The 20,617-nt window shown below is 60.2% G+C and carries 17 protein-coding genes and 1 tRNA gene; 7 read left to right on the top strand and 11 right to left on the bottom strand.

From position 1 onward, the window contains the following. Positions 1-171: 171 nt before the first annotated feature. Both C811_RS13110 and C811_RS13105 read right to left on the bottom strand, forming a co-directional pair. The gene (locus tag C811_RS13110; RefSeq protein WP_016310147.1) at positions 172-714 is read right to left on the bottom strand and encodes a phosphatase PAP2 family protein; all 543 of its coding nucleotides are present in this window, start codon (positions 712-714) and stop codon (positions 172-174) included. Positions 715-832: 118 nt separating this feature from the next. Then, positions 833-2,161 carry a hypothetical protein gene (locus tag C811_RS13105; RefSeq protein WP_016310146.1) on the bottom strand — a complete coding sequence of 443 codons (1,329 nt, stop codon included), beginning with the start codon at positions 2,159-2,161 and terminating at the stop codon, positions 833-835. 392 nt (positions 2,162-2,553) lie between these two features. On the opposite strand from C811_RS13105, the gene C811_RS13100 reads away from it, so the two are divergent. From C811_RS13100 to C811_RS13085, 4 genes are all read left to right on the top strand, one after another. Next, the gene (locus tag C811_RS13100) at positions 2,554-3,459 is read left to right on the top strand and encodes an acetamidase/formamidase family protein (RefSeq protein ID WP_016310145.1); all 906 of its coding nucleotides are present in this window, start codon (positions 2,554-2,556) and stop codon (positions 3,457-3,459) included. 184 nt (positions 3,460-3,643) lie between these two features. Continuing rightward, on the top strand, positions 3,644-5,047 hold the full coding sequence (locus tag C811_RS13095; RefSeq protein ID WP_016310144.1) for an APC family permease: 1,404 nt from the start codon (positions 3,644-3,646) through the stop codon (positions 5,045-5,047). Positions 5,048-5,276: 229 nt separating this feature from the next. Next, a complete protein-coding gene (gene proC / locus C811_RS13090; protein ID WP_016310143.1) occupies positions 5,277-6,101 on the top strand; it encodes a pyrroline-5-carboxylate reductase in 825 nt (274 codons plus the stop codon). Between the two features lie 133 nt (positions 6,102-6,234). Continuing rightward, positions 6,235-7,206 (top strand): hypothetical protein, encoded by a 972-nt coding sequence (locus tag C811_RS13085; protein WP_016310142.1) that lies wholly within the window; start codon positions 6,235-6,237, stop codon positions 7,204-7,206. Positions 7,207-7,309: 103 nt separating this feature from the next. Here the strand turns inward: C811_RS13085 and C811_RS13080 are convergent, their stop codons facing one another. Further along, positions 7,310-9,247 carry an FAD-dependent oxidoreductase gene (locus C811_RS13080; protein WP_198010041.1) on the bottom strand — a complete coding sequence of 646 codons (1,938 nt, stop codon included), beginning with the start codon at positions 9,245-9,247 and terminating at the stop codon, positions 7,310-7,312. A gap of 261 nt (positions 9,248-9,508) precedes the next feature. Between C811_RS13080 and C811_RS13075 the strand changes: the two genes are divergently transcribed. Beyond that, complete coding sequence (locus C811_RS13075) at positions 9,509-10,924, top strand: helix-turn-helix transcriptional regulator (protein WP_198010040.1); 1,416 nt, start codon at positions 9,509-9,511, stop codon at positions 10,922-10,924. A 171-nt stretch (positions 10,925-11,095) separates the two neighbouring features. On the opposite strand, the gene C811_RS13070 is transcribed toward C811_RS13075, so the two are convergent. The 3 genes from C811_RS13070 to C811_RS17190 all read right to left on the bottom strand — a co-directional run bounded on the left by C811_RS13070 (position 11,096) and on the right by C811_RS17190 (position 13,499). Then, positions 11,096-12,586 carry an ATP-binding protein gene (locus C811_RS13070; protein WP_016310139.1) on the bottom strand — a complete coding sequence of 497 codons (1,491 nt, stop codon included), beginning with the start codon at positions 12,584-12,586 and terminating at the stop codon, positions 11,096-11,098. Positions 12,587-12,874: 288 nt separating this feature from the next. After that, positions 12,875-13,117 carry an aldehyde dehydrogenase family protein gene (locus C811_RS17195; RefSeq protein ID WP_280500964.1) on the bottom strand — a complete coding sequence of 81 codons (243 nt, stop codon included), beginning with the start codon at positions 13,115-13,117 and terminating at the stop codon, positions 12,875-12,877. Continuing rightward, positions 13,032-13,499 carry an aldehyde dehydrogenase family protein gene (locus C811_RS17190; RefSeq protein WP_198010039.1) on the bottom strand — a complete coding sequence of 156 codons (468 nt, stop codon included), beginning with the start codon at positions 13,497-13,499 and terminating at the stop codon, positions 13,032-13,034. The genes C811_RS17195 and C811_RS17190 overlap by 86 nt, the downstream gene beginning before the upstream one ends. Positions 13,500-13,676: 177 nt before the next feature. Between C811_RS17190 and yfcE the strand changes: the two genes are divergently transcribed. Then, positions 13,677-14,219 (top strand): phosphodiesterase, encoded by a 543-nt coding sequence (gene yfcE, locus C811_RS13060; RefSeq protein ID WP_016310137.1) that lies wholly within the window; start codon positions 13,677-13,679, stop codon positions 14,217-14,219. A gap of 271 nt (positions 14,220-14,490) precedes the next feature. Then, positions 14,491-15,615, top strand: a complete 1,125-nt coding sequence (locus C811_RS13055; RefSeq protein WP_016308716.1) for an IS1249 family transposase — start codon at positions 14,491-14,493, stop codon at positions 15,613-15,615. A gap of 111 nt (positions 15,616-15,726) precedes the next feature. On the opposite strand, the gene C811_RS13050 is transcribed toward C811_RS13055, so the two are convergent. The 5 genes from C811_RS13050 to C811_RS13030 all read right to left on the bottom strand — a co-directional run bounded on the left by C811_RS13050 (position 15,727) and on the right by C811_RS13030 (position 20,526). Then, positions 15,727-15,802 (bottom strand) — tRNA-Phe (locus C811_RS13050). Positions 15,803-15,877: 75 nt separating this feature from the next. Then, the gene (locus C811_RS16000) at positions 15,878-16,453 is read right to left on the bottom strand and encodes a prepilin peptidase (protein WP_016310136.1); all 576 of its coding nucleotides are present in this window, start codon (positions 16,451-16,453) and stop codon (positions 15,878-15,880) included. Between the two features lie 9 nt (positions 16,454-16,462). Beyond that, entirely contained in the window at positions 16,463-17,872 is a 1,410-nt protein-coding gene (locus C811_RS13040) for a coproporphyrinogen III oxidase family protein (RefSeq protein ID WP_016310135.1), read from the bottom strand. 3 nt (positions 17,873-17,875) lie between these two features. Then, complete coding sequence (gene purD / locus C811_RS13035) at positions 17,876-19,165, bottom strand: phosphoribosylamine--glycine ligase (protein ID WP_016310134.1); 1,290 nt, start codon at positions 19,163-19,165, stop codon at positions 17,876-17,878. 35 nt (positions 19,166-19,200) lie between these two features. Continuing rightward, positions 19,201-20,526: an adenylosuccinate synthase gene (locus C811_RS13030; RefSeq protein WP_016310133.1), complete on the bottom strand. Its 1,326-nt coding sequence runs from the start codon at positions 20,524-20,526 to the stop codon at positions 19,201-19,203. Positions 20,527-20,617 lie beyond the last annotated feature (91 nt).

Below are 20,617 nucleotides of genomic sequence, written 5' to 3'. Positions count from 1 at the left end.
ACTCCGAAGACCCAGGCCGTGAAGGTGCCCTGCTCTCCCCCACGGTGGCCCAGTTTATTGCTGACAACTACGGCGGAGCCGTGGTGGCCGTGTTCTAATCCCCGCCACTAAGGAGCTTCGCGCAAAAGAGACGAGAAGCTCGGCGCCCGCACTGCGAGGCGCCGAGCTTTTTTACACCCCGAGCGCAAGGCCGCAGGCGACAAGCCCCGTGGCAATCCCCGCGAGGGCGCCGGCAATCACATCGCGGGGAAAGTGCACCCCGCCAAGAACGCGGCACCAGCCGAGAACCCCCGCGCACACCGCAAGGACTGCCGCCACCGCTCCGCTCACGGAAAGCCAGCTGCTGGCGATGGCAAATGCCGAGAAGACATGCCGCGAGGGAAACGAACGCCCCGCACCCTCCCGCTCGACAAGCGGATCAAGACCGCATGCCGTGCGCGGACGGGGGGCATCCAGTCGAGCTCGGGCAATGCTCGCCGCCGCAAATCCCAGAGCCGTCACGATCAGGAGCGCCGCAGCCTTCCCCGGGCTCTGCCAAGCAGCAAACACCAGCAGCAACCCATAAGCTCCGTAGAACAGCCACTTCAACGTCTCGTTGGCACGGCGCAACCATTGCACGGCGCCGGGACGGGCACGCAAGGGGGCCGTCCAGCGCTCGTAGCGGGCGGCATAGGAATCCCGCATACGGGCCTGCTCGCTCTCACGCTCTCTCACTGGCCGCCTTCCTTCGCCCCGAATTGCCATTCTCTCCCATAATACCCCATGGGCCGAAACGACAAGCGGAGCGTCCTCGGACGCCCCGCTTCTTTGCAAGATTTTATAAAGTCGCAGGCTACTCGTTCCGGCGGCGACGGGATGCAGCCAGAGTGACCGCGGCGGCCACCGCAACCACCGAGGCGATGCCCGCAAAGGCCACGGTGCCGTCGCTTGTTTGGGGAAGCGTCAGCACGCCCCGCTCGGCGGCCTCCTGGAGCGCGGCATCGGAGTCGCTCTCACCGGAATCACTTGCATCGGAGGCATTCTCGTCGGTCACCACCGTGGCCTCATCCTGTTCGGATCCGGTCTCATCCTCGGTCGCTTCAACATCGGCAGCATCCTCGTTGCCGGAGTCGGATGCGGCTGGCCCATCGACCTCGGGAACAGACGGGCGCTCGTTTCCGGAAGTATTCCCCGAGACATCCCCCGGAGTCGGTGTGGCGCCGTCGGTGTCCTCGCCCGGCTTGTCGCCATCGGGCTGCGGAGAGGGCTCCGCGTCGGGCGCAGGCGCGGGCGCGTTGTCGGGCTGATCAGCCGGATCGGCCGCATAGAATAAGTTGATCTCGTTGTGCGAGGGCACGGCGTCAACCGCAATAGCGGCCTTGTCGGCATCCAGGTACGTAAGCCCCTCGAGCGGTACGGCGCAGGCGTCGCTGCTGATCTCCGTACCCAGGCGAAGGCTATCCACCTCGTAGGATCCCATCTTCCAAAACGCCACCGACTCGCCATCCACTTCGCCCATCGACGGATCGATGGGGGCGTCTTCCGGCGTCTCGGCACCGTCAGTCACCAGATAGTAGTTCACCGAGCTGGGGCTCTTCGTGCGGAAATAGTTCATCTGCACGAGATTCTCCTCGGGGTTCGCACTGGCGATGGGATTCACTGCCCAGCCATCGAAATGCACAAAATCGGGAATGTCCTTCGCGTACTCCCACAGATTGATCTCCTCTCCCACCTTCACACCGTCGAAGGTATGGGAACCCAGCAGTCGAAACCCAGTAGGATCGTTGAACGAGGGGTCGTCGTAGTACACCATCTCGCAGTAGTACACCGTCACCGAGGTCGTCAAGGTCTCATTCTCGCCGGCGGCCTCAGGCCGCTTCTCGGGCGCGCTCGGGGCCACGACCTCCGTCTCAGCGACGGCGGCCTCAGGCTGCTTCTCGGGCGCGCTCGGGGCCGCGGCCTCCGCCTCGGAGATGTCCTCGCCGGCAGTCTCAGGCTGCTTCTCGGGTGCGCTCGGGGCCGCGGCCTCCGTCTCAGCGATGGCGGGCGCGGCGGCGTTCTCGCCATCAGTGGCAAAGGCTGCCATGGGAGTGGCGGCCAGGCTCACGGCCAGCAGGGTTGCCAGGGCCTTTCCTTTCCATGCGCCGGAACGGTTTCGGTAGTTGGCAGATGCATGTTTCACAGATTACTCCCCTTCTTCGGCGAGCGCCCACCGCCCGTACCTCGGCGCCACGTGCCCACTCGAACAAACTATGTCTAGTTACTAACTAGAAAAATGAGGTAACACGTTGTACCAAATCTCTCCATTGCCCATGACGGTACCTGGCAAAAGCACTCTTCCCATGCCCAAAACCCACGGCCCGTACATATTCATTTCACCAGGTGAATAAAGGAAAGTTTCCCGGTTATAATTCGCAACGCCACCTATGCGCTCCGCCCTTTCCCCCTGCTTTTTTGCATTAGAGCAAAAAACTCCCCTTCCTGATACCGCTAAAAGCTGAGAGCGAGTATCATGGTTTTCATCAGTTTTTTATGCGCGAGGGCATGTTCGCGCTCTATCTCAAGGGGGTTGCTATGCAGATTATCGAAGACAAGGTGTATGCATTTTCCAAGGACAACCCACCGTGCTATACCGCGCGTCCCGGCGAAGTCATGGTGTTTAAGAGCCTCGACTGCTTCTCGGGCCGCCTCACCGACGAGACTGTCACCATGCGCGACATGGACTTCTCCTACAACATCACCAACCCCGCTGCCGGCCCCGTGTACGTGGAAGGTGCCGAGGTGGGCGACGTGCTCGTGGTGGATATTTACGACATCCAGGTGGCCGACGAGGGCACCATTGCCACCGACGACCACTGCGGCCCGCTGTTCGAAGGCACCGAGTACCGCACGAAGAAAATCAAGATCGAAGACGGCATGGCCGATTTCAACGGCGTGCGCTTCCCCATCAACCCCATGATCGGCGTGATCGGCACCGCTCCGGCCGAGGGGGCGCCAGCCGACGGCTTCGTGGGCAACTACGGCGGCAACATGGACAACAAGCTCATCACCAAGGGCACCCGCCTGTACTTCCCCGTGCGCGTGCCGGGCGCCCTGCTGCAGATGGGCGACGTGCACGCCACCATGGGCGACGCCGAGCTGTGCGGCACCGGCATCGAGATTGCCGCCGAAATCACCGTGCGCGTGTCCGTGCTGAAGAACTTCGAGCTTCACTGGCCCGTGCTGGAGACCTTCGGGCCGGCCGGCCGCTGGTACGTGAACGCGAGCGCCCAGGAGTACAACGAGGCCCTCGTGTGCGCCTCCAAGGAAATGCAACGGCTGCTCATGGCCATTACCGGCTGGGACGCCATCAACACCTATATGTACATGTCGGTGCAATCCGACGTGGAGATCAGCCAGGGTTGCAAGCCCTGCGAGGTGCAGCTGTCCCTGCGCATCGGCACACCGAAGCTGCCGCAGTTCCCGCCGCTGGTGGGCTAAAACACGACCGGGGCGCTCCGCGGGACAGAGGAGCGCCCCTCTGTCGGCCAGCTGCGCGCAGAGGATGCTGGCCCGCGCTGCTCAACCCTCGCCAAGGGCAGCACGACGTCGGGGAACGTCATGCGCCTTATGCGAGTTTTGAGGATAGAAGAGAAGGATCTGGAAGGGAAAGGAAGGAGACTCTATGTCGAAACCCATCCAAACGTCGGGCGCCGGGGATAACGCATCCCTCGAGCAGTTCGGCTACAAGCAGGAGCTGCGCCGCGGCATGGGCCTGTGGGACGTCGTGCTGTACGGCGTGCTGTTCATGGTCATCATCGCCCCGCATTCCATCTGGGGCCTCGTCCAGCAGGACGCCCTGGGCATGTCCACCCTCGTGTACATCGTGGGCTTTATCGCCATCTTCTTCACGGCGCTGAGCTACGTGCGCATGAGCAACAAGTTCCCCATTGCCGGTTCGGTGTACTCTTATGTGCAGCGCGGCATCAACCCCCACGTGGGCTTCATTTCCGGCTGGCTCATCCTGCTGGACTACTGCATCACGCCGGCCCTGCTGTACGTCATGGTGGCCAACTGGGGCACCATGCTCGTGCCGAACAGCCCGTGGTATCTGTGGGTCATCGTGTTCGTGGCCTTCAACACCTTCGTGAACATCCGCGGCATCTCCATGACCCGCGGCATCGACTTCGTCATCTTCGCCGTTGAGATTCTGGCCGTCATCGCGTTCATCGCCCTCGGCTGCAACTTCATCATGGGCGGCGGCGGAGCCGGCGAGTTCAACGCCGATCCGCTGTGGCAGCCCGGCAAGGTTGATGCGCACTTCCTGGCCGCTGGCATTTCCATTGCAGCCCTGAACTTCCTCGGCTTCGACGGCATCTCCACCCTCGCCGAGGAGACCAACGAGCCCCAGAAGAACATCGGCCGCGGCATCCTCATCGCGCTCGGCCTCATCATCGTGTGCTTCGTGGCGCAGACCTACATCGCCTCGCTGGTGCAGCCCGATTGGCAGAGCTGGAGCCCCGAGCACGCCGAGAACGCCTGGTTCTACGGCTGCGAGATGATCGGCGGCGAGCTGTTCCGCAACATCATGCTCATCATCAACATCGTGGCCATCGGCATCGCCAACATCATGAACGCGCAGCTGGCCGCCTCGCGCCTGCTGTACTCCATGGGTCGCGACAAGGTTATTCCCAGCATCTTCGGCAAGGTGCACCCCAAGTACCAGACCCCCTGGGTGGGCGCGCTGTTCATCGGCGCGGTGGCGCTCGTGCTGTCGCTTGTCCTCACCATGGCCGACCTGGCCACCCTGGTGAACTTCGGTGCCCTGGCCTCCTTCATCATGCTGAACTTCGCCGTGTTCTGGTACTTCTTCATTAAGGAGAAGAAGCGCTACTCCTTCGGCAACATCGTGAAGTACCTCATCTGCCCCTGGCTCGGTATCCTCATTCTGGGCTACGTGTTCACCGGCTTCGACGTGATGACCTACGCTCTCGGCGTGACCTGGTTCATCATTGGCTTCATCATTTGCGCAGTGAAGTCGAAGGGCTTCAAGGAAGTGCCCGACGCCTTTAAGAACCTGGACGTGTAAGCGCGCAACCGCTTACTTCCCCCCTGCGTCCCAGAGCCCCCGGCCTGCGTCGGGGGCTCTTCTTGTATACTGTGCACTGGGCGCATGTCGCGCAAACGCACTTTTCTTCTCCTTGGCTTGACCAGGCTATTTGCTTTGTTTTCCCTGTTCAGAGCCTTAACATCGCTGATGCGAAAATTTGCGTTTGAGCGAGGTTTGGCGCCGTTCAACGCGAAAAGGGAGGCTCTCTGTGAAGATTGGATTTATAGGGCTGGGGAATATGGCCACAGCCATCATCGGCGGCCTGCTGCGCGAGGGCACGGTACTCGCCGACGGGACAGCGGTAACGGCTGCCGATCTTATCGGCTCGGCCAAGACCGAGGCCACACGCCAAGCGAAGGCAACGCAGTTCGGCATTGCCGTGACCGCCGACAACCGCGAGGTGGCCGCAGTGGCCGATGTGCTCGTGTTGGCCGTAAAGCCGCAGTTCTTTCCCGAGGTAACCACCGAGATCCGCGGTGCGGTGAACGAGAACACGCTCGTTATCTCCATTGCGGCAGGGCTCACACTTGAACGCATCGCCGCGCTGTTCGGCCGCGACGAGAACACCATGCGTCTCATCCGCTGCATGCCGAACACCCCGGCCCTCGTGAATGCCGGCTGCACCGCCGTGTGCCCCGGCACCGGAGCCACCGAGGACGACGAGGCCCTCTGCCTCGCGCTCATGGAAAGCTTCGGACACGCCATCGTTATCCCCGAGCGCCTGATGGATGCCGCGAGCGCGGTGGCGGGCAGCTCGCCGGCCTTCGTGTTCATGTTCATCGAGGCCCTGGCCGATGGGGCCGTGGAAGCCGGCATGCCTCGGGCCCAGGCCTACGAGTTCGCGGCGGCGGCTGTAGCGGGATCGGCGCAGCTCGTGCTGGAGACGGGGCGGCATCCCGGCGATCTGAAGGATATGGTGTGCTCGCCAGGTGGTACCACCATTGAAGGCGTGAAAGCTCTGGAGCAGCGGGGCTTCCGGGCGGCGGCCATGGAGGCCGTGGGAGCCTGCGTCGCCAAGGCGAAGGCGCTGTAGGAAAGCGCTCTTTTATCACGAGAGTTTGTTCAACTTGTGCGCTTTGCGGCTACGGTTCTCCCACGATGTGGCTCGGAAGCGACAAGGGTGCGGTATGATGGCGCTACTTTACTCCCCGCGGAAAGGCAGTGCCATGAAGCTTTCTCATCTCACTCGCATCGCCCTCGTCGGCGTACTGGCCACCGGCCTGATCGCTCTCGCAGGCTGCTCGATTAAGGGCGGCACGAACGACCAGGGCGCCAACTCCCCCAGCCCCTCCGCCCAGTCGGGTGATCAGGCGCCCGAATCCCCTCAGCAGAACGATAAGACGGGCGGCCCTCAGCAAAACGACAACGCGAACAAGGGCGGCAACCTGCCCGCCGATGCCGTGGAAAACACCGCGATGGTGGCCTACGTGAACGGCGACCAGGTGCTCTTCGTCGACCAAGAGACCCAAACGCCTTATATTCCCACCAACATCGACGATGCGAAGATCATCTATAACGGCCAGGAGATCGACGAGGACGACCTGGTTGCCGGAAACATCGTGAAAGTGACGGGCAACGGAGTCATGGCCGAGAGCTATCCGGGGCAATACCCCGGCATCTATCAGGTCGAAGTAATCGAGCAGGGCAGCCCCGCCGATGCCGAGCAGTACGCCGACATCGTGGACACCGTCTTCGCCGCACCCGACCAGAGCCAGGTGCCTTCCGGATCTTTGGACTATAAAACCTCCGATGCCCAGGTATCCGTCGTGCTGAACCCCTACGAGTTCGAGTGGCACTGGAAGACTGAGGACGGCCAAACTTCCACGAGCGAAGTGGACGGCTTTGCCGCCGACGGCATGGGCGAGTTCGCCGAAAACGTCGCCGACGCCCGCGTGGGAGGAGCCACCGACGCCTTCATCGCCTTCTCGGTGAACCCCACCTCCGTTGAAATCGAGCGCACGCCGCTGGCCAAGGGCTCCCAGCCGAAGATCGATCCGGCCGCCGAGGATGCGAACGTGCCCTGTACCCTCGGCGAGGACGGCGCCATCGCCCTGTCCATCGAGCCGAACTACCTCTACGAGGTGAAAGCCACCTTCCCCCAAGGCGAAGCCGAATACGCCTTCTACACGCTGAGCTAGAACATCTCCAACAGCCGAACAAACATCGAGCGGGGGCGTCGGATAACCGGCGCCCCCGCTCAACAGGGAGGGTAGATGGATGCGCCCTTAAAGGCGTCAGAGATTAAGCCTCGAACATCTGATTGGCGAGATCCAGACCGTAGTACATGCAATTCACGCCATTCAGTCCCGCCAGCTCACCGATAGCATACAGCCCCGGAATCTCTTCGCCAGTCGTGCTGATGACCGCATAGGTCTCAGGATTGGTGCTGATACCGTCAAGCGAGATATGAGTACCCCACGTATTAGGGCACGCATAGAAAGGCGGCTCTTTGATGACATCTGAGGCGGAATAGAGGCTTCGTCCCAGATCGTCGGTTTCGGAAGACTCGGCGTGGCGGTTGAAGTCCTCGATAGTGGCCACCAGCGCCGCCTTGTCGGCCCCGATAGCCTCCGCGAGTTCCTCTAAGGTATTCCCTCGATAAACTCGCTGGTACTTCACCATCGATTCTTCCGGTTCTCCCATATAATCCTCTCTAGCATAGCCCGACCCGTTCTTGTCGGAAATGCGGTAGAGCACAGCGCCATCCGCATCCATAATGGCGCGGCAGATGTCATTGCGCGAGCCCGTCTCATTCACCACGCGCTGGCCCTGCAGGTTTACCAGCGGGCCATTGCCCCCGATAAGCCCCTCGATAGAACTATCCTGAGCGTTCATAATGCAGAGCATGCAATTCGGGGTGAAATCGAACATAGTGCCCCCGATGCCCATGATAAGTCGGTGACCGTCGCCCTCATGCCCGCTCGCATTCGTTGTGGGGATGCGAGGCATGTCTTTGAATCCCCACTCCTGATCTCTTTCAATCAGAAGTTCCGGACCACCGGAATAGCCGCCTGTGGCAAAGACGACACCATGGCTGCCGAGCACCTCGTAGGTCGTGCCATCGACGCACGAGCCCTTGATGCCCATCACTTTGCCGTTCTCCATGATTATCTCGCCCGCAGGCGTCTGGAAGAGGATGTCGATAGTTCCAGGAACACGCTCCATTTCTTCATCAAACGCGATGCAGTAGCCTTCGCCGTTTGAAGCCGAAGTGGGGGCTGCATACTCGGGCCACGGATACCCGCCGATGGGAAAGAGGGGGCTCCACTGAATGCCTAGCTCTGTAAGCCACTCGACCAGGGGAATGCTTCCGGCGGAATAGGCAAGGGTGCCCTCCCACGTCCCGCCGCCCTGGCCGATCATGTTGCTGATGGTGTTCCACTCCAGCGAGTTGAACGTGGTGGTGTGCCCGGCGTCGTACCACTCCTTCGCCTGCTTGCGAATGAGATCGACCGTCTCCGGGGACACATCGTAGTTGTCCGAGACCGTAGCCAGCGTTGTCTCAAGGTAGTTCTGGTAGCCGTCGTTGTTCTGCTGCCGCAACTCTTCAGGCGCGTTGATATAGGTGAGCACACCGCCCGACACGAGCATATTGCCACCGAAGTTGCCGTTCTTTTCGAAGACGACGACATTCGCCCCCAGCTGGGCGGCGCGGACTGCGGCTGCCATACCCGATGCGCCGGCGCCTACCACTACCAAGTCGGCCTCCAGCTTCTCGGTTGCCGCCGAAGCCTCTGGTCCGGGAGCGTCTTTCAGCGCTTTGACATCCCCGCCGGCCTGAGCCACGCAATCTTCCATGGCGCCGAGAATAGCCATACTCGTGAGCGTCGCGCCCGAGACGGTATCGAGCTGCAGCGTTTGGCAATCCACAATCTGCGCAGTCAGCTGGTTGATAGCCGCATCGGCAATACGCTTGGTCTCAAGCTCGGGCGTTACGCGAACCGCCTCGATACGGCTATCGGAAAAGTCGGCTTCCACCACCACGTCGCCCTTCTTCCCCAGAGCTGTGGCGCGGTAGGTTCCCGCCGTATACGACGGCGCCAAACCCATGTCGGCTGTCTTGGGCGAGGAGGGCGCACATCCCACCCCTCCGAAAGCAAGCAGCGAAATCGCTCCACCGGCGAGCGCAACGAAGCGGCGGCGGCCCATCATGAGAGGCCTTTGCTGTTGAGTCTCCATTCCATCCCCTTTTCTCGTAGGAACTATCCGCTCTTTTGCGAGAAGCGGATGCCGCGCCGAAACAGACGAGAACCCTGTCTTCAGGAGGTGCTCGAGCGGCGCCGGCAGCTTTATTCTTCCGATCTCGCAGACCGCCGTCCATGCCATACCGAGGGGTATTTGCCCCACCCTCCGAGGGTGAGACTGCCGTTTTTGTAGAAGAGGGAGCTGTTCGAATGCTATATTTATAGGTGATGGAGAGAGGAGCTTATGGGAACGTCCGTGAACATTGATCGCGGCTTCGTATTCACATGCGTCGCCATTTCGCTTCACCAGCTTTCCTATTGGATCCTCAATACCTGGGTCTTCGCACAATTTGCAAGCGAATTCACGGCTGGACCTGTTGCCCTTGTTACTACCTCGGCAGCATGCTGCCTGGCAATCCTCGCCCTTCTCTGGTTTTCTCGAACTGTCTTACGGCCGGCAGCAGTCCTTCTCTGCTCTCTTTTTCCCCTCGCCTGCGCCACATTGGTCCTCTACGGAGGCATGCAGGAACATAACTACCTCCTGACCGTGCTCGGCTGCGCCCTGTACGGAACCGCCGACTTCTGGACCTTCGCCCTGCCGGCCCTCGCGCTGAGCGGCCGGCGAGAAGGTGAGGTTGTCGCTTGCGTTTTCGTGGCAATCCTCATCCGATCGATCGTCCAGTTCTTCAGCGCCGCTCTTCCCATCGGGAACGCAATTGCTCTCGGGTTTATATTCCTCGCTTCCGCAGGAGCTGTTCTTCTTTCGTATCGCAGAGCGTTTGGGCAACTTCCCCCGCGCACGTCCTACCACTTCACCTCCGTGAACGCCGAGAAACCTTCAGCTTTCTTCTCCGCCATCCACCCGGCGTTGCTCGCGTTCCTCGTTTCCGGTATCGCCTTCGGGTTCGGTGCCGCGGCCCGCAACGGAGGGGGTGCACCTCAGGAGAATCTTCTGGCTGTTGTCCCTTTAGCTGCTGCGGTACTCGGTGTCGTCCTCATGAGAAGAGACAGGAAGGTCGATACGCTCTATTTGATCTCGGCATTGCTCATCCTCGGAGGCTTCGCGTTCTTCTTCCCCTCTTCGCTCGCAAGTTCAACTGGCATTGTCGCGAACCTGTCGGATATTTTCTTCGCAGCCGGCTACGACCTGTTCGTCCTGACAGCCTTCGTCTTCATCGCAGCCATAGGCTCCAAGAATCCGCTGGATTCGTTGCGAGCCGGGCTCGCATACTACTGCCTCGTCGATATCGGCACGGCCATCGGGGCCTCTCTGAGGCATTCCCTGTTCTCGCTCTTGCAGGAGGGGCCTGACGACTCCCTTGCATTCCTCGTCGTTTCCGCAATCATTCTTCTTTTTGCGAGCTACATCGTTGTCGTTGCAAAGCGCTCCGATCTTTCCCGCTCCATCCTAAGACTACCCGGTCTCAGCCCGGCTATGGCGCGAGACGCGAGTCTGGATATCGAACGCCGATGCCAGCTTTGTGCGGAAAAACATTCCCTTACGCCACGCGAACAGGAAATACTCGAGTACCTCGCACTCGGATACACCGCAATCGGCATTAAGGACAAGCTGACTATTTCCCAGAATACCGCCAAGTCCCACATCAAGAACATCTATCGGAAGATGGGCGTTCATTCCCAGCAGCAGCTTATCGACGCGGTTTTCGATTAAGCAGGAAGTTTGGCTTTCTGCAGACAGCCGGCCATGTACAAGGGGAGGAAGACGCTCTCCTTCCTTCCACTTTCAACTGTTTCGAGCGCAAAGCACATCAGCTATCCGCTCTCCCGTCGGCGACACTCATCAGAGGAGCACATCTGAGTATGCCCCTCGAAAACGCCGAGCCTACTCTCTAGAAGAGATTCTCACGAACCGTTGATTTTTACTCTTCGGATGATCGGGATCTGTCATCTGAAGCTTGCCCTTTTTCACGAGGGGCATCACATAGCGACTTATGGCATAGGATTTGGAACCGAGCCCCAAAGTGTCGGCTAGCTCCTCGCGCGTGCGGGGCACTGAGCAAAACGCAAGCAGATCCTCTTCAGCAACAGTTTCACAGAGTGCCCGCTGATTTTTCGCTTCTCGCTTGATCTCACGTGCCGCCTTTGCGCCGTCGGCCGCCTTCCTCAAAGTTACCTTGAACGAAGACTGCGTATCGATAAACTCCGGCTCGGGGAGCCCCGCGGCCTCCATTTGCTTGCGAACCGTGGGGATGCCCGAGTACCGGTTCTCCGTGAGACCGAGCACTTCCATTGCCGTCGCTAGTACCGGATTCCGGGTATCTGGCTGCGTATGCCCCAGTTGATCGACGCGCAACCTTCCATAAAGCCCTCCAGGACTAGCCACTTCCACGCGATCGGAATACATCGTGAGCTGGATGGGTTTCCCCTCGGTATGGATACTGTAATCCCGGTGAACCAAAGCATTGAGCAGGACCTCGCGAAGGGCGACTAGCGGATACTCAGTGACGTCTCGTCTCTGTCCCGTCTCCGCATCGACAATAGTTGTTACCTTCATGTTCGACCGCACAAAGGAAAGCGCTTCGTTCAACATCGACGGTATGGTTCCCTCGATACGCTTGTTGTCGGTAAACCGCGCTCCTTCCTCATCGGTTTCCCCGATTTCGACGCCGGGCACAGCAATCGCTATAATACACAGCTGTGGCATAAAGGCCTGCGGATAAAGGCCGAGGAGTATTTGGGCGGCGAGGGTCACACCGTCATCTTTTTCAACGCTCATAAGCCGACAGATTTTATCGTCGGAAAGCATGGCCAAATTCGGCTTATTCGCTTTGAGCTTCTGAAGGTAATCCGCGAGAAGCGACTGATCCAAGCTGTCGGCATCAGCGTCAGGCACGATGCGAATATCGTCCTGGTACTTTTTGCGGAAGGCCTCGTAACTATAGATCTCGTACTCCGTCATGGGCTGATCTCGCTCACCCACGCGTCGATAAGCTCCCTTCACTCGTCCCTTACCTCGATAAAAGCAGGGGCGTTCGGCAAGATCGATAGAGGGTATCTCCGCGGAAACTACCGCAACGCCATCGATCTCTCCCGCCGTGAACAAAGGACGCACGACAGGCTCCATCTGCTCGCATTGATCGACGACGCGTTTCTGCAAATCTTGCACATCGTACACTCCGACGGCCCTAAACGACTGCTTCTCGTCGAGCCCGAAGAGAAGCACGCCCCCTTCGTCCTGATTCGAAAACGAGGACAGGGTATCGTAAAGTCGCTCGGGGCAACCCTCGTGAGAGCTTTTCACTTCCACTGTCTGCTGTTCAGCCTGAAGCCGCTGGGTTTTCTCTACTAAATCCCTCAGTTCCTCTTCTAGCATAGACGGCTCATTTCTGTAAAATATCAAAACTGAAGTAAATTTTCTTAAAATTAGATAGATTTGTCAAATTTGAAATATTTTAACTAAATCAATTTCGTTTAGAGAAATTTTAAGAGAATTTTCGAAAACAAAGTTCTCTGGAGAATCTTATACGCGCTTTAAAATGAGCCTGTCCGAGATCGCAAGAGCCATAGTTTCGCAATATCCCCCTGATTATGCAAAACTGGGCCGGGACATGCCCGGTCCAGTTTTGTGCAAGCTTTGCTGAAAGCTGGCAGTGTCCTGAAACTACAGGATGTTCTTCAGCACGATGGACTTGGTGTGGGTCATCTCGTCGAAGGTGCTCATGACGCCCTCGGTGCCGATGCCGGAGTACTTGTAGCCGCCGAAGGGCTGCTCGAAGGAGCGGTAGAAGCTCGCGCCGTTGATGACCATGCCGCTGGCCTCAAGCTCGCAGGCGAACTTCGCGCAGGTCTTCTGGTCGGCCGAGAAGATGCAGCTGGACAGACCGAACTTCGAGGCGTTGGCTATCTCGATGGCCTCCTCGGCGGTCTTGAAGGTGATGATGGGCACCACCCGGGCCGAAGATCTCCATGTCGATGGCCACGTCAGCCGTCTTCGGCACGTCCACGATAACCGTCGGCTCGATGAAGGCGCCGTCGCGGCCGCCGCCGAGAACGATCTTGCCGCCCTGCTGCACGGTGAGCTGGATCTGCTCCTCCACGGTCTTGGCGGCCTTCTCGGAGATGAGGCAGCCGATCTGGGTGTCCTCCTCCAGCGGCATGCCCTGCTTCAGGGTGTCGATCTTCTCCACGACCTTCTTCGTGAACTCCTCGGCCACGTCCTCGTGCACGAGGAAGCGCTTGGAGGCGCAGCACACCTGGCCGGTGTTGTACAGACGCTGCGTCAACAAGCTGGAGCCCTTTTTACCGCGTTGCAGGCAGGCGAGATGCACCTGCTAGCAGCGAGAAGCAGCCCCGCCGAGTCCAGCGCATAGCGGCGAGCCTCCCGCGCCCTCCGGAAGGTGCGCGCCATCGCGTTGCCAGCGCCCCTGCTATACTGGCACGACCCCCACGCGAAGGAGGAACCCATGCGCTATCTCATCGCTTCAGACATCCACGGCTCGCTACCGGCGGCCGAAGCGCTCATTGCCCGTTTCCACAAGGAGGACGCCGATCGCATCCTGCTGCTCGGCGACTTGCTCTACCACGGTCCGCGCAACCCCCTACCCGAGGGCTACGCGCCCGCCGATGTGGCGAAGTTGCTGAACGAGTACGCCGACCGCATTATCGCCGTGCGCGGAAACTGCGATGCGGAAGTGGATCAGATGGTGCTGGACTTTCCCTGTCTTGGCGACTACGCGGTCGTGGTGGACGAGGGAGTTACCCTCTTCCTCACCCACGGACACCTCGATGTGCGCCGAGCCGTCGTGGGCCTTCCCGCCGGCTCATTCGTTTTCAGCGGGCACACCCATGTGAAGGGCATCGGGAACCCGTTCGCGTCGGCTTCCCTGAGAGACGACGCGCCCACCCACATCACCTTCGCGAACCCCGGCAGCATAGGACATCCCAAAGACGGCTCGGCCAGCTATGCCCTCTACGAACACGGCATCGTGGAGCTGAGAAACCTGTAGAGAGAACGCGCGGGGGGTTGCCGCATTCGGCACGCAACCTCCAACGGACAGCCCTGACTGTGCGAGGCTCGAGTTGGGCCATATGGGGTTAATTCTCAAAAGGTGTGTCTAAGAATCATACATTCTCCCAGATCATATAGCTCTTTTTAGGTCAAAAAGTTGGTACGGCCCAACTTTTGGGAGTCTCAAAAAGTGTGTCCGGCTTGCTCTTGACGTCCCTGTTCAGACATTCTTTTCCCAAAGAAAAGTTGAATCTGGACGGGAGCTTGGTGTGGACAATCCAAAGTGCGGCGCATGCGGGGCATCGATGAAGAGAAACGGCAAGACCGAAGCGGGTGCTCAGAGGTGGCGCTGCAAGTCCTGCGGGGCATCCAAAACCCATCGGATAGACAATTCCGCCAAGCAGCTTAAGGCATTCCTCGGGTGGCTCATGGGTAAGGGCTCGCTCAAGGAACAGAGGTGTTCGAAGGCGACCTTCGAGCGTCGGGCGCAGAGATTTTGGTCCCTTTGGCCGCTGCCGGACTTTGCCGGTGAGGTCCATGATGTCCTGTTCGTTGACGGGATCTATATCTCCAAACGGCTCGTGGTGCTTATCGCCTGCACCAAAAGGCATGTTGTGGCATGGCATCTGGCCGAGAGCGAGTGCTCGGCATCCTGGGCGGCCCTCATGGCCAAGGTGGCGCCTCCGACCATGGTGGTCACCGATGGCGGATCGGGCTTCAAGAAAGCGGCGAAGGCGATATGGCCCGACACCTCGGTACAGCGCTGTCTCGTCCATGTGAGGAGGCAGGTAATACGCAGGACGACCATGCGCCCGAAGCTCGACTGCGGCCGGGAACTGCTCGATCTTGCCCGCGCCCTTCCGAAGATCAAAGGAGCGGATGGCGCAGCGAAGTGGCTGGCGGATTATGCGGAATGGTGCTCCAAATGGGAGAGGTTCCTGCGTGAATTCACCTTGAAGGACGGCCGCAAACAATACGTCCACGAGCGTCTCAGGAGCGCGCGGCATTCCCTCAACGGTCTCGTCCGGGACAGGACGCTGTTCACGTTCGCCGAGATGCAGGAGAGTCTGGGAGGAGTATGGGACTCGACCAACAACGTGATCGAAGGTGGCGTCAACGCCCAGATTCGACTCATGCTTCAACATCATCGGGGACTTACAACCATACGCCGTGCCAAGGCTGCGTTTTGGTGGTGCTATCTGCACTCCGAGTACAAAGTCGGTGAAGCGGAAATGCTCAAGACGATGAAGACGGACGAAGAGGTCGCAGGGCTGTTCATGCTCGCCACCAATAGATCAGAGCACGAAGATGGGGCGCCTGATGAACATGGAACATCTCTGCCGGAATGGAGTGAGATGAGAATGAGTGGATCAAAGGAGACGGGTTGGTTCTAGACAGTAGTGAATAATACGCCTAGACACACTTTTTGAGACCTAACCCGCCATATGCCCCGTGGAAGCCTCCGGGCATGAAAAGGGCCCCGTTGCCGGGGCCCTTCTTGATTATGGTGGTCGGAGGGGGACTTGAACCCTCGACACACGGATTTTCAGTCCGTTGCTCTACCAACTGAGCTACCCGACCATGATCGCGGAAAGCAATCGCTTTCGACGCGAGCATATATTCTAGCGGGAGCGATGACCTATTGCAAGAACTTTTTTACGAGACGAAGGCCACCAGCGTCCCCAGCGCGATAAAAGGGCCGAACGGCATGGTCGCTTGCAACCCCGACTCCACCTCTCCATCTCGCGCGGAGCGGGATGCGGCCCCGTGGCGAACGCCGGCGTATATCAAGCTCAATGCGCAAGCGGCCAGCAGACAGATAAGCCCACGCTCGGCACCGAGAAACAGGCCGAGGGCCGCCATCAACTTGATATCGCCCCCGCCGAACGACTCTTTGTGGGTTATCGCCTCGTAAAGGACCGTCAGAATGAGAAGGCCGCCGCCGAGAATGACGGCGCCGATGATGCCGCCGGCAAACGAGGCGCCGACGATTTCCAAACCCGGGGGCACGAGCACCGTGGGAGCCGGGGCGATGAATTCGGCACCGAACCCCAGCCCCATATGCTCCCCGGCAAAGGCAAGCACTACGCGCCACACAACCCAAAGCGCTGCCAAACCGCCTGATAGTACGTTGGGGATGCGGCGCTGGCGCACATCAACCACAGTGATGGCAGCCAGGATGACCAGCACCAAGCCATAGGCGACAAGAGTGACGACCGAAACGTAGGTCATGGCCGCGGGTTACCTTTCCGCCGCCTCGGCCGCGGCCCCGTCGGCCAACGCATCGGCTGCGGCCACGGCGCGTTCGTCCGCGGCCTCCTTCTTGCATCCGTCGCCGAAGATGAGCTCACGCTCCTCTCCGGTCAGCGCCGCCCGGGCCTGATCGCGCAGGTTGTTCACACCGATGAAGAACTGGCGCATCATGACCACCACCAGATAGCGGCCCTTCGGCGTAAGCGTCAGCTCGTCGTCGTTGTCGATGGCAAAAGCTCCGCAGGTGCGCATGAAGGCCATCTCCACTGGCAAACCACGCTCGATCGACATACCGAAATCGCGCTTGAACTGACGCTTATCCAGACGCAGGCCGAACAACTGCATCATAAAGCGGTAACGCATGCGATCGCGTAAGCTGAAGGTGGTCTTGCCCATCATGGACATAAGGCCGCTCTCGACAGCCTCGTTGTACTCACGCACCGAGAAAGTGTTCACGTACAAGTTCTCGCCCAAATAGGTGATACCACCCGATCCGATGGCCGGATACTCCTCGTAGTCGACCACATACTCGTCGATCATGGCATCCTCGCCGGCGGCGCCGGTGCCGCGGCGGTTGAACGTCCAGGCGCTTCCCAGTTCGAACAAGCCAGGGGAGCCATGGGGCAAATCGCCGAGGAGAAGGTCGCAGATGATCTCATAGAAGCGCTGTTCGCGATTGTAGTCCACGGCCCCGACGGTGGCTGCCATGGAACGCTGCACCGAGGGCGACGCCATCAGCGGATAGAACGTGGTTTGGCTTGCCCCGGAGGCCACCACCATCTCGATATCGCGAATGAGCGAGTCCTCTGTCTGAGCCGGGAAATTGAATATCATATCGGCGTTCATAGACACGAAATACGGCGACGCCTCACCGATACGTTCAAGAATCTCCTGGCCACAGCCGTATTTTTCATAGCGATCCATCTGGCGCAGAAGATCATCGTCGAAAGACTGCACACCAACCGACAGACGCTGCACACGGCCCTTCAACTTTTCCAAATAGGAGGGGATGAGGTGGTTCGGGTTCGTCTCGCTCGACACCTCCCGTATGGAGAACAAGTCACGGGCCTGGTCGATAGTCTCGCACAGCTCGTCGATCATGATGGTGGGCGTGCCACCGCCGATGTAGACCGAGTCGAAATCGTAGCCGAGATCCTTCAGCATGCGCATTTCCTTACGCATGTTCTCGAAGTAGGGCACGGCGCGGTCTTCCCGGAAAGGGAAGCGGTTGAACGAGCAGTACGGGCACAGACGCTCGCAAAACGGCACATGCATGTACAGCATGTAGGGCTGCCCGGGAACAGGCGCCGGCATGCGCGTCTCGGCACACGGCTTCAATTTCAGGTAGTTTGCCGTGCAGCCGGCTACCACCTTCGACAACAGTCGTTCTGAAATCATAGGCTACTCCCAGGCCGAACGACCCTGAAGGGCCTTCTTGCCGATGTCGTATCGAAGCTGCTTGCCCTCGAAGTTGATGAGGTCGCAGGCCTCATAGGCGCGCTCGCGGGCCTCCTCGAAGGTGTCGCCAGTGGCCACCACATTCAGCACACGGCCGCCGTTGGTGAGAAGCTCTCCGTCGAAATTGCGCTTCGTGCCAGCGTGGAACACCGTTATGCCGGGCAGCTCCTCGGCCTCCTCGATGCCGAGGATGACCTTGCCCTTCTCGTAGGAGCCGGGATACCCCTCGCTCGCGAGCACCACCGAGACGGCCCAGTCGTCCGACCATTCCAGCTGAATGTCGTCGGCGCGGCCCTCGGCCACAGCTAGCATCACGTCCACCAGGTCGCTCTCGAGGCGCGGCAGTACCACCTGAGTCTCCGGGTCACCGAAGCGCACATTGAACTCGACAATCTTCGGGCCCTCCGGTGTCAGCATAAAGCCGCCGTACAGCGTACCGCGATAGTCGGTTGCAAAAGGCGCCCGGGCCGTGGCCGCGGCGGCATCTTCCATAATGGCCACCATGGCGGCCATCTCGTCGTCGGTGACGATGGGCACTGGCGAGTACACGCCCATGCCGCCCGTATTCGGACCGAGATCGCCATCATAGGCGCGTTTATGGTCTTGAGCCGGCGCCATAGGAAACGACTGGCCGGCGGTAACGAAGCACAGCAGAGAGCACTCCGGCCCGGTCATGCACTCTTCGATGACCACCGTAGAGCCCGCCTCGCCGAAGGCGCCGTCGAAGCAGGCGCGCACGGCGGCCTCGGCGTCTTCCAACGTCTCGGCCACCACCACGCCCTTGCCCGCGGCCAAGCCGTCGGCCTTGATGACGATGGGTGCGCCCTGCTCGCGCACGTAGGCGAGCGCGGCGGCTTCATCGCTGAAACGGCCGTAGGCGGCGGTGGGGATGGAGTTAGCCTCCATAAACTCCTTGGAGTAGGCCTTCGAGCCCTCGAGTTGGGCACCGTCGGCGTTGGGCCCGAACACTGGCACACCGTCGGCGCGCAGGACATCGGCCACGCCCTCTACAAGCGGCGCCTCGGGGCCAATGACTACGAGACCGATCTTCCGCTCGTGCACAAAGCTGAGCAGCGCCTCGGTGTCGGCGATGTCGAGGTCTACGTTCTCGGCAATTTCAGCCGTGCCGCCGTTGCCCGGGGCCACGTAGAGCACGTCGGTTTGCGGCGACTTGCGCAGAGCCCACGCGATGGCGTGTTCGCGGCCCCCCGAACCTAAAACCAGAATGTTCACGCTCGTTCCTTTCGCTCTTTCCAGGAAACCCGGGGCTAATCTTCCCTCATCCACACGTCGCGCAGGATGGTCTGATCACGGTCGGGACCCACCGAGATGATGCTCATAGGCACGCCGCAGACCTCTTCCAGGTACTCGATGTAGGCGCGCGTGTTCTCAGGAAGCTCCGCGTAGGAGCGGCAACCGGTAATGTCCTCGTCTTTCCAGCCCGGAAGCTCCACATAGACGGGTTTCGCGTGGTGCAGCACCGACTGCTGCATGGGGAAGTAGTCGTAGCGCTCGCCGTTGCACTCGTAGGCCACGCACACCTTGATGGTGTCGAAGGCCGACAGCACATCCAGCTTGGTGAGGGCCACATCCGTAAGCCCGTTCACCTCAGCGGCATAGCGCCCGATGACGGCATCGAACCAACCGCAGCGGCGCTTGCGGCCCGTGGTGACGCCGAATTCGTGACCCTCCGCGCAGAGCAGCTCGCCGTCCTCGGCGTCCTGCCCCTCGCCGCCGTTTTCGGGGAACTTCAGCTCCGTGGGGAAAGGCCCTTCGCCCACACGGGTAACGTAGGCCTTCTGGATGCCGAGCACACGATCGATGGCCGCAGGGCCCACACCGGTGCCCGTGGCCGCACCGCCGGCGCAGCAGGAAGACGAGGTGACAAAGGGATAGGTGCCGTGGTCGATATCGAGCAGGGTGCCCTGGGCCCCCTCGAAGAGAATGGACTTGCCCTCGGTCAGGGCCGTGTTCAGCATATGGGCGCTCTCGCACACATAGGGAGCGAGGATGCGCGCGTAGGGCAGGTACTCGTCGCAGATTTCCTCGACGGTGTAGGTGTGCAGACCGTAGATCTTCTCCAGGATGGGGTTCTTCTGGGCCAGCACCGCCTCGAGCTTCAGGCGAAAGATCTTCTCGTCCAACAAGTCCTGCATGCGGATGCCCTTGCGACCCATTTTATCCTGGTAGCACGGGCCGATGCCGCGCTTGGTAGTGCCGATCTTCTTGTCGCCGAGGCTCTTCTCATCGGCGCCGTCGAGGTCCTTGTGATAGGGCATGATGAGATGCGCGTCGTTGGAGATGCGCAGGTTCTTGCAAGAGATGCCCTCGGCCTCCAGCATGGCCATCTCCTTCACCAACACGCCCGGATCCACCACCACGCCGTTGCCGATAACGGGCACGGCATTCTCGTACATCACACCGGAAGGCATGAGATGCAGCGCCAGCTTCTTGTCACCGTGGATGACGGTGTGACCGGCGTTGTTGCCCCCCTGGAAGCGCACGACGTAATCGTAGTCGCTGGCGATGAGGTCGGTGATCTTACCCTTGCCTTCGTCGCCCCACTGGGCGCCGACGAGCACTGTGCTGGGCATGCTGCGTCCTTTCGTCGAGAGCCTTTTGCTCGAAGATGTAAGTATAGTACAGCTCCGAGCCGTACAAGAGGCGAAGACGGGCAACTGCGCC

This window comes from Adlercreutzia caecimuris B7 (assembly GCF_000403355.2).
GTDB classification, from domain to species: Bacteria; Actinomycetota; Coriobacteriia; order Coriobacteriales; family Eggerthellaceae; genus Adlercreutzia; species Adlercreutzia caecimuris.
This window is presented reverse-complemented; position numbering and strand designations above follow the sequence as displayed.

Bases quoted from the DNA above. Each gene is read 5' to 3' on its own strand.
- C811_RS13095 (WP_016310144.1), top strand. From the start codon at position 3,644: ATGTCGAAACCCATCCAAACGTCGGGCGCCGGGGATAACGCATCCCTC.
- C811_RS16000 (WP_016310136.1), bottom strand. From the start codon at position 16,453: ATGACCTACGTTTCGGTCGTCACTCTTGTCGCCTATGGCTTGGTGCTG.
- yfcE (WP_016310137.1), top strand. From the start codon at position 13,677: ATGCGCTATCTCATCGCTTCAGACATCCACGGCTCGCTACCGGCGGCC.
- C811_RS13030 (WP_016310133.1), bottom strand. From the start codon at position 20,526: ATGCCCAGCACAGTGCTCGTCGGCGCCCAGTGGGGCGACGAAGGCAAG.
- C811_RS13100 (WP_016310145.1), top strand. From the start codon at position 2,554: ATGCAGATTATCGAAGACAAGGTGTATGCATTTTCCAAGGACAACCCA.
- C811_RS13070 (WP_016310139.1), bottom strand. From the start codon at position 12,586: ATGCTAGAAGAGGAACTGAGGGATTTAGTAGAGAAAACCCAGCGGCTT.
- C811_RS13040 (WP_016310135.1), bottom strand. From the start codon at position 17,872: ATGATTTCAGAACGACTGTTGTCGAAGGTGGTAGCCGGCTGCACGGCA.
- C811_RS13080 (WP_198010041.1), bottom strand. From the start codon at position 9,247: ATGGAGACTCAACAGCAAAGGCCTCTCATGATGGGCCGCCGCCGCTTC.
- C811_RS13085 (WP_016310142.1), top strand. From the start codon at position 6,235: ATGAAGCTTTCTCATCTCACTCGCATCGCCCTCGTCGGCGTACTGGCC.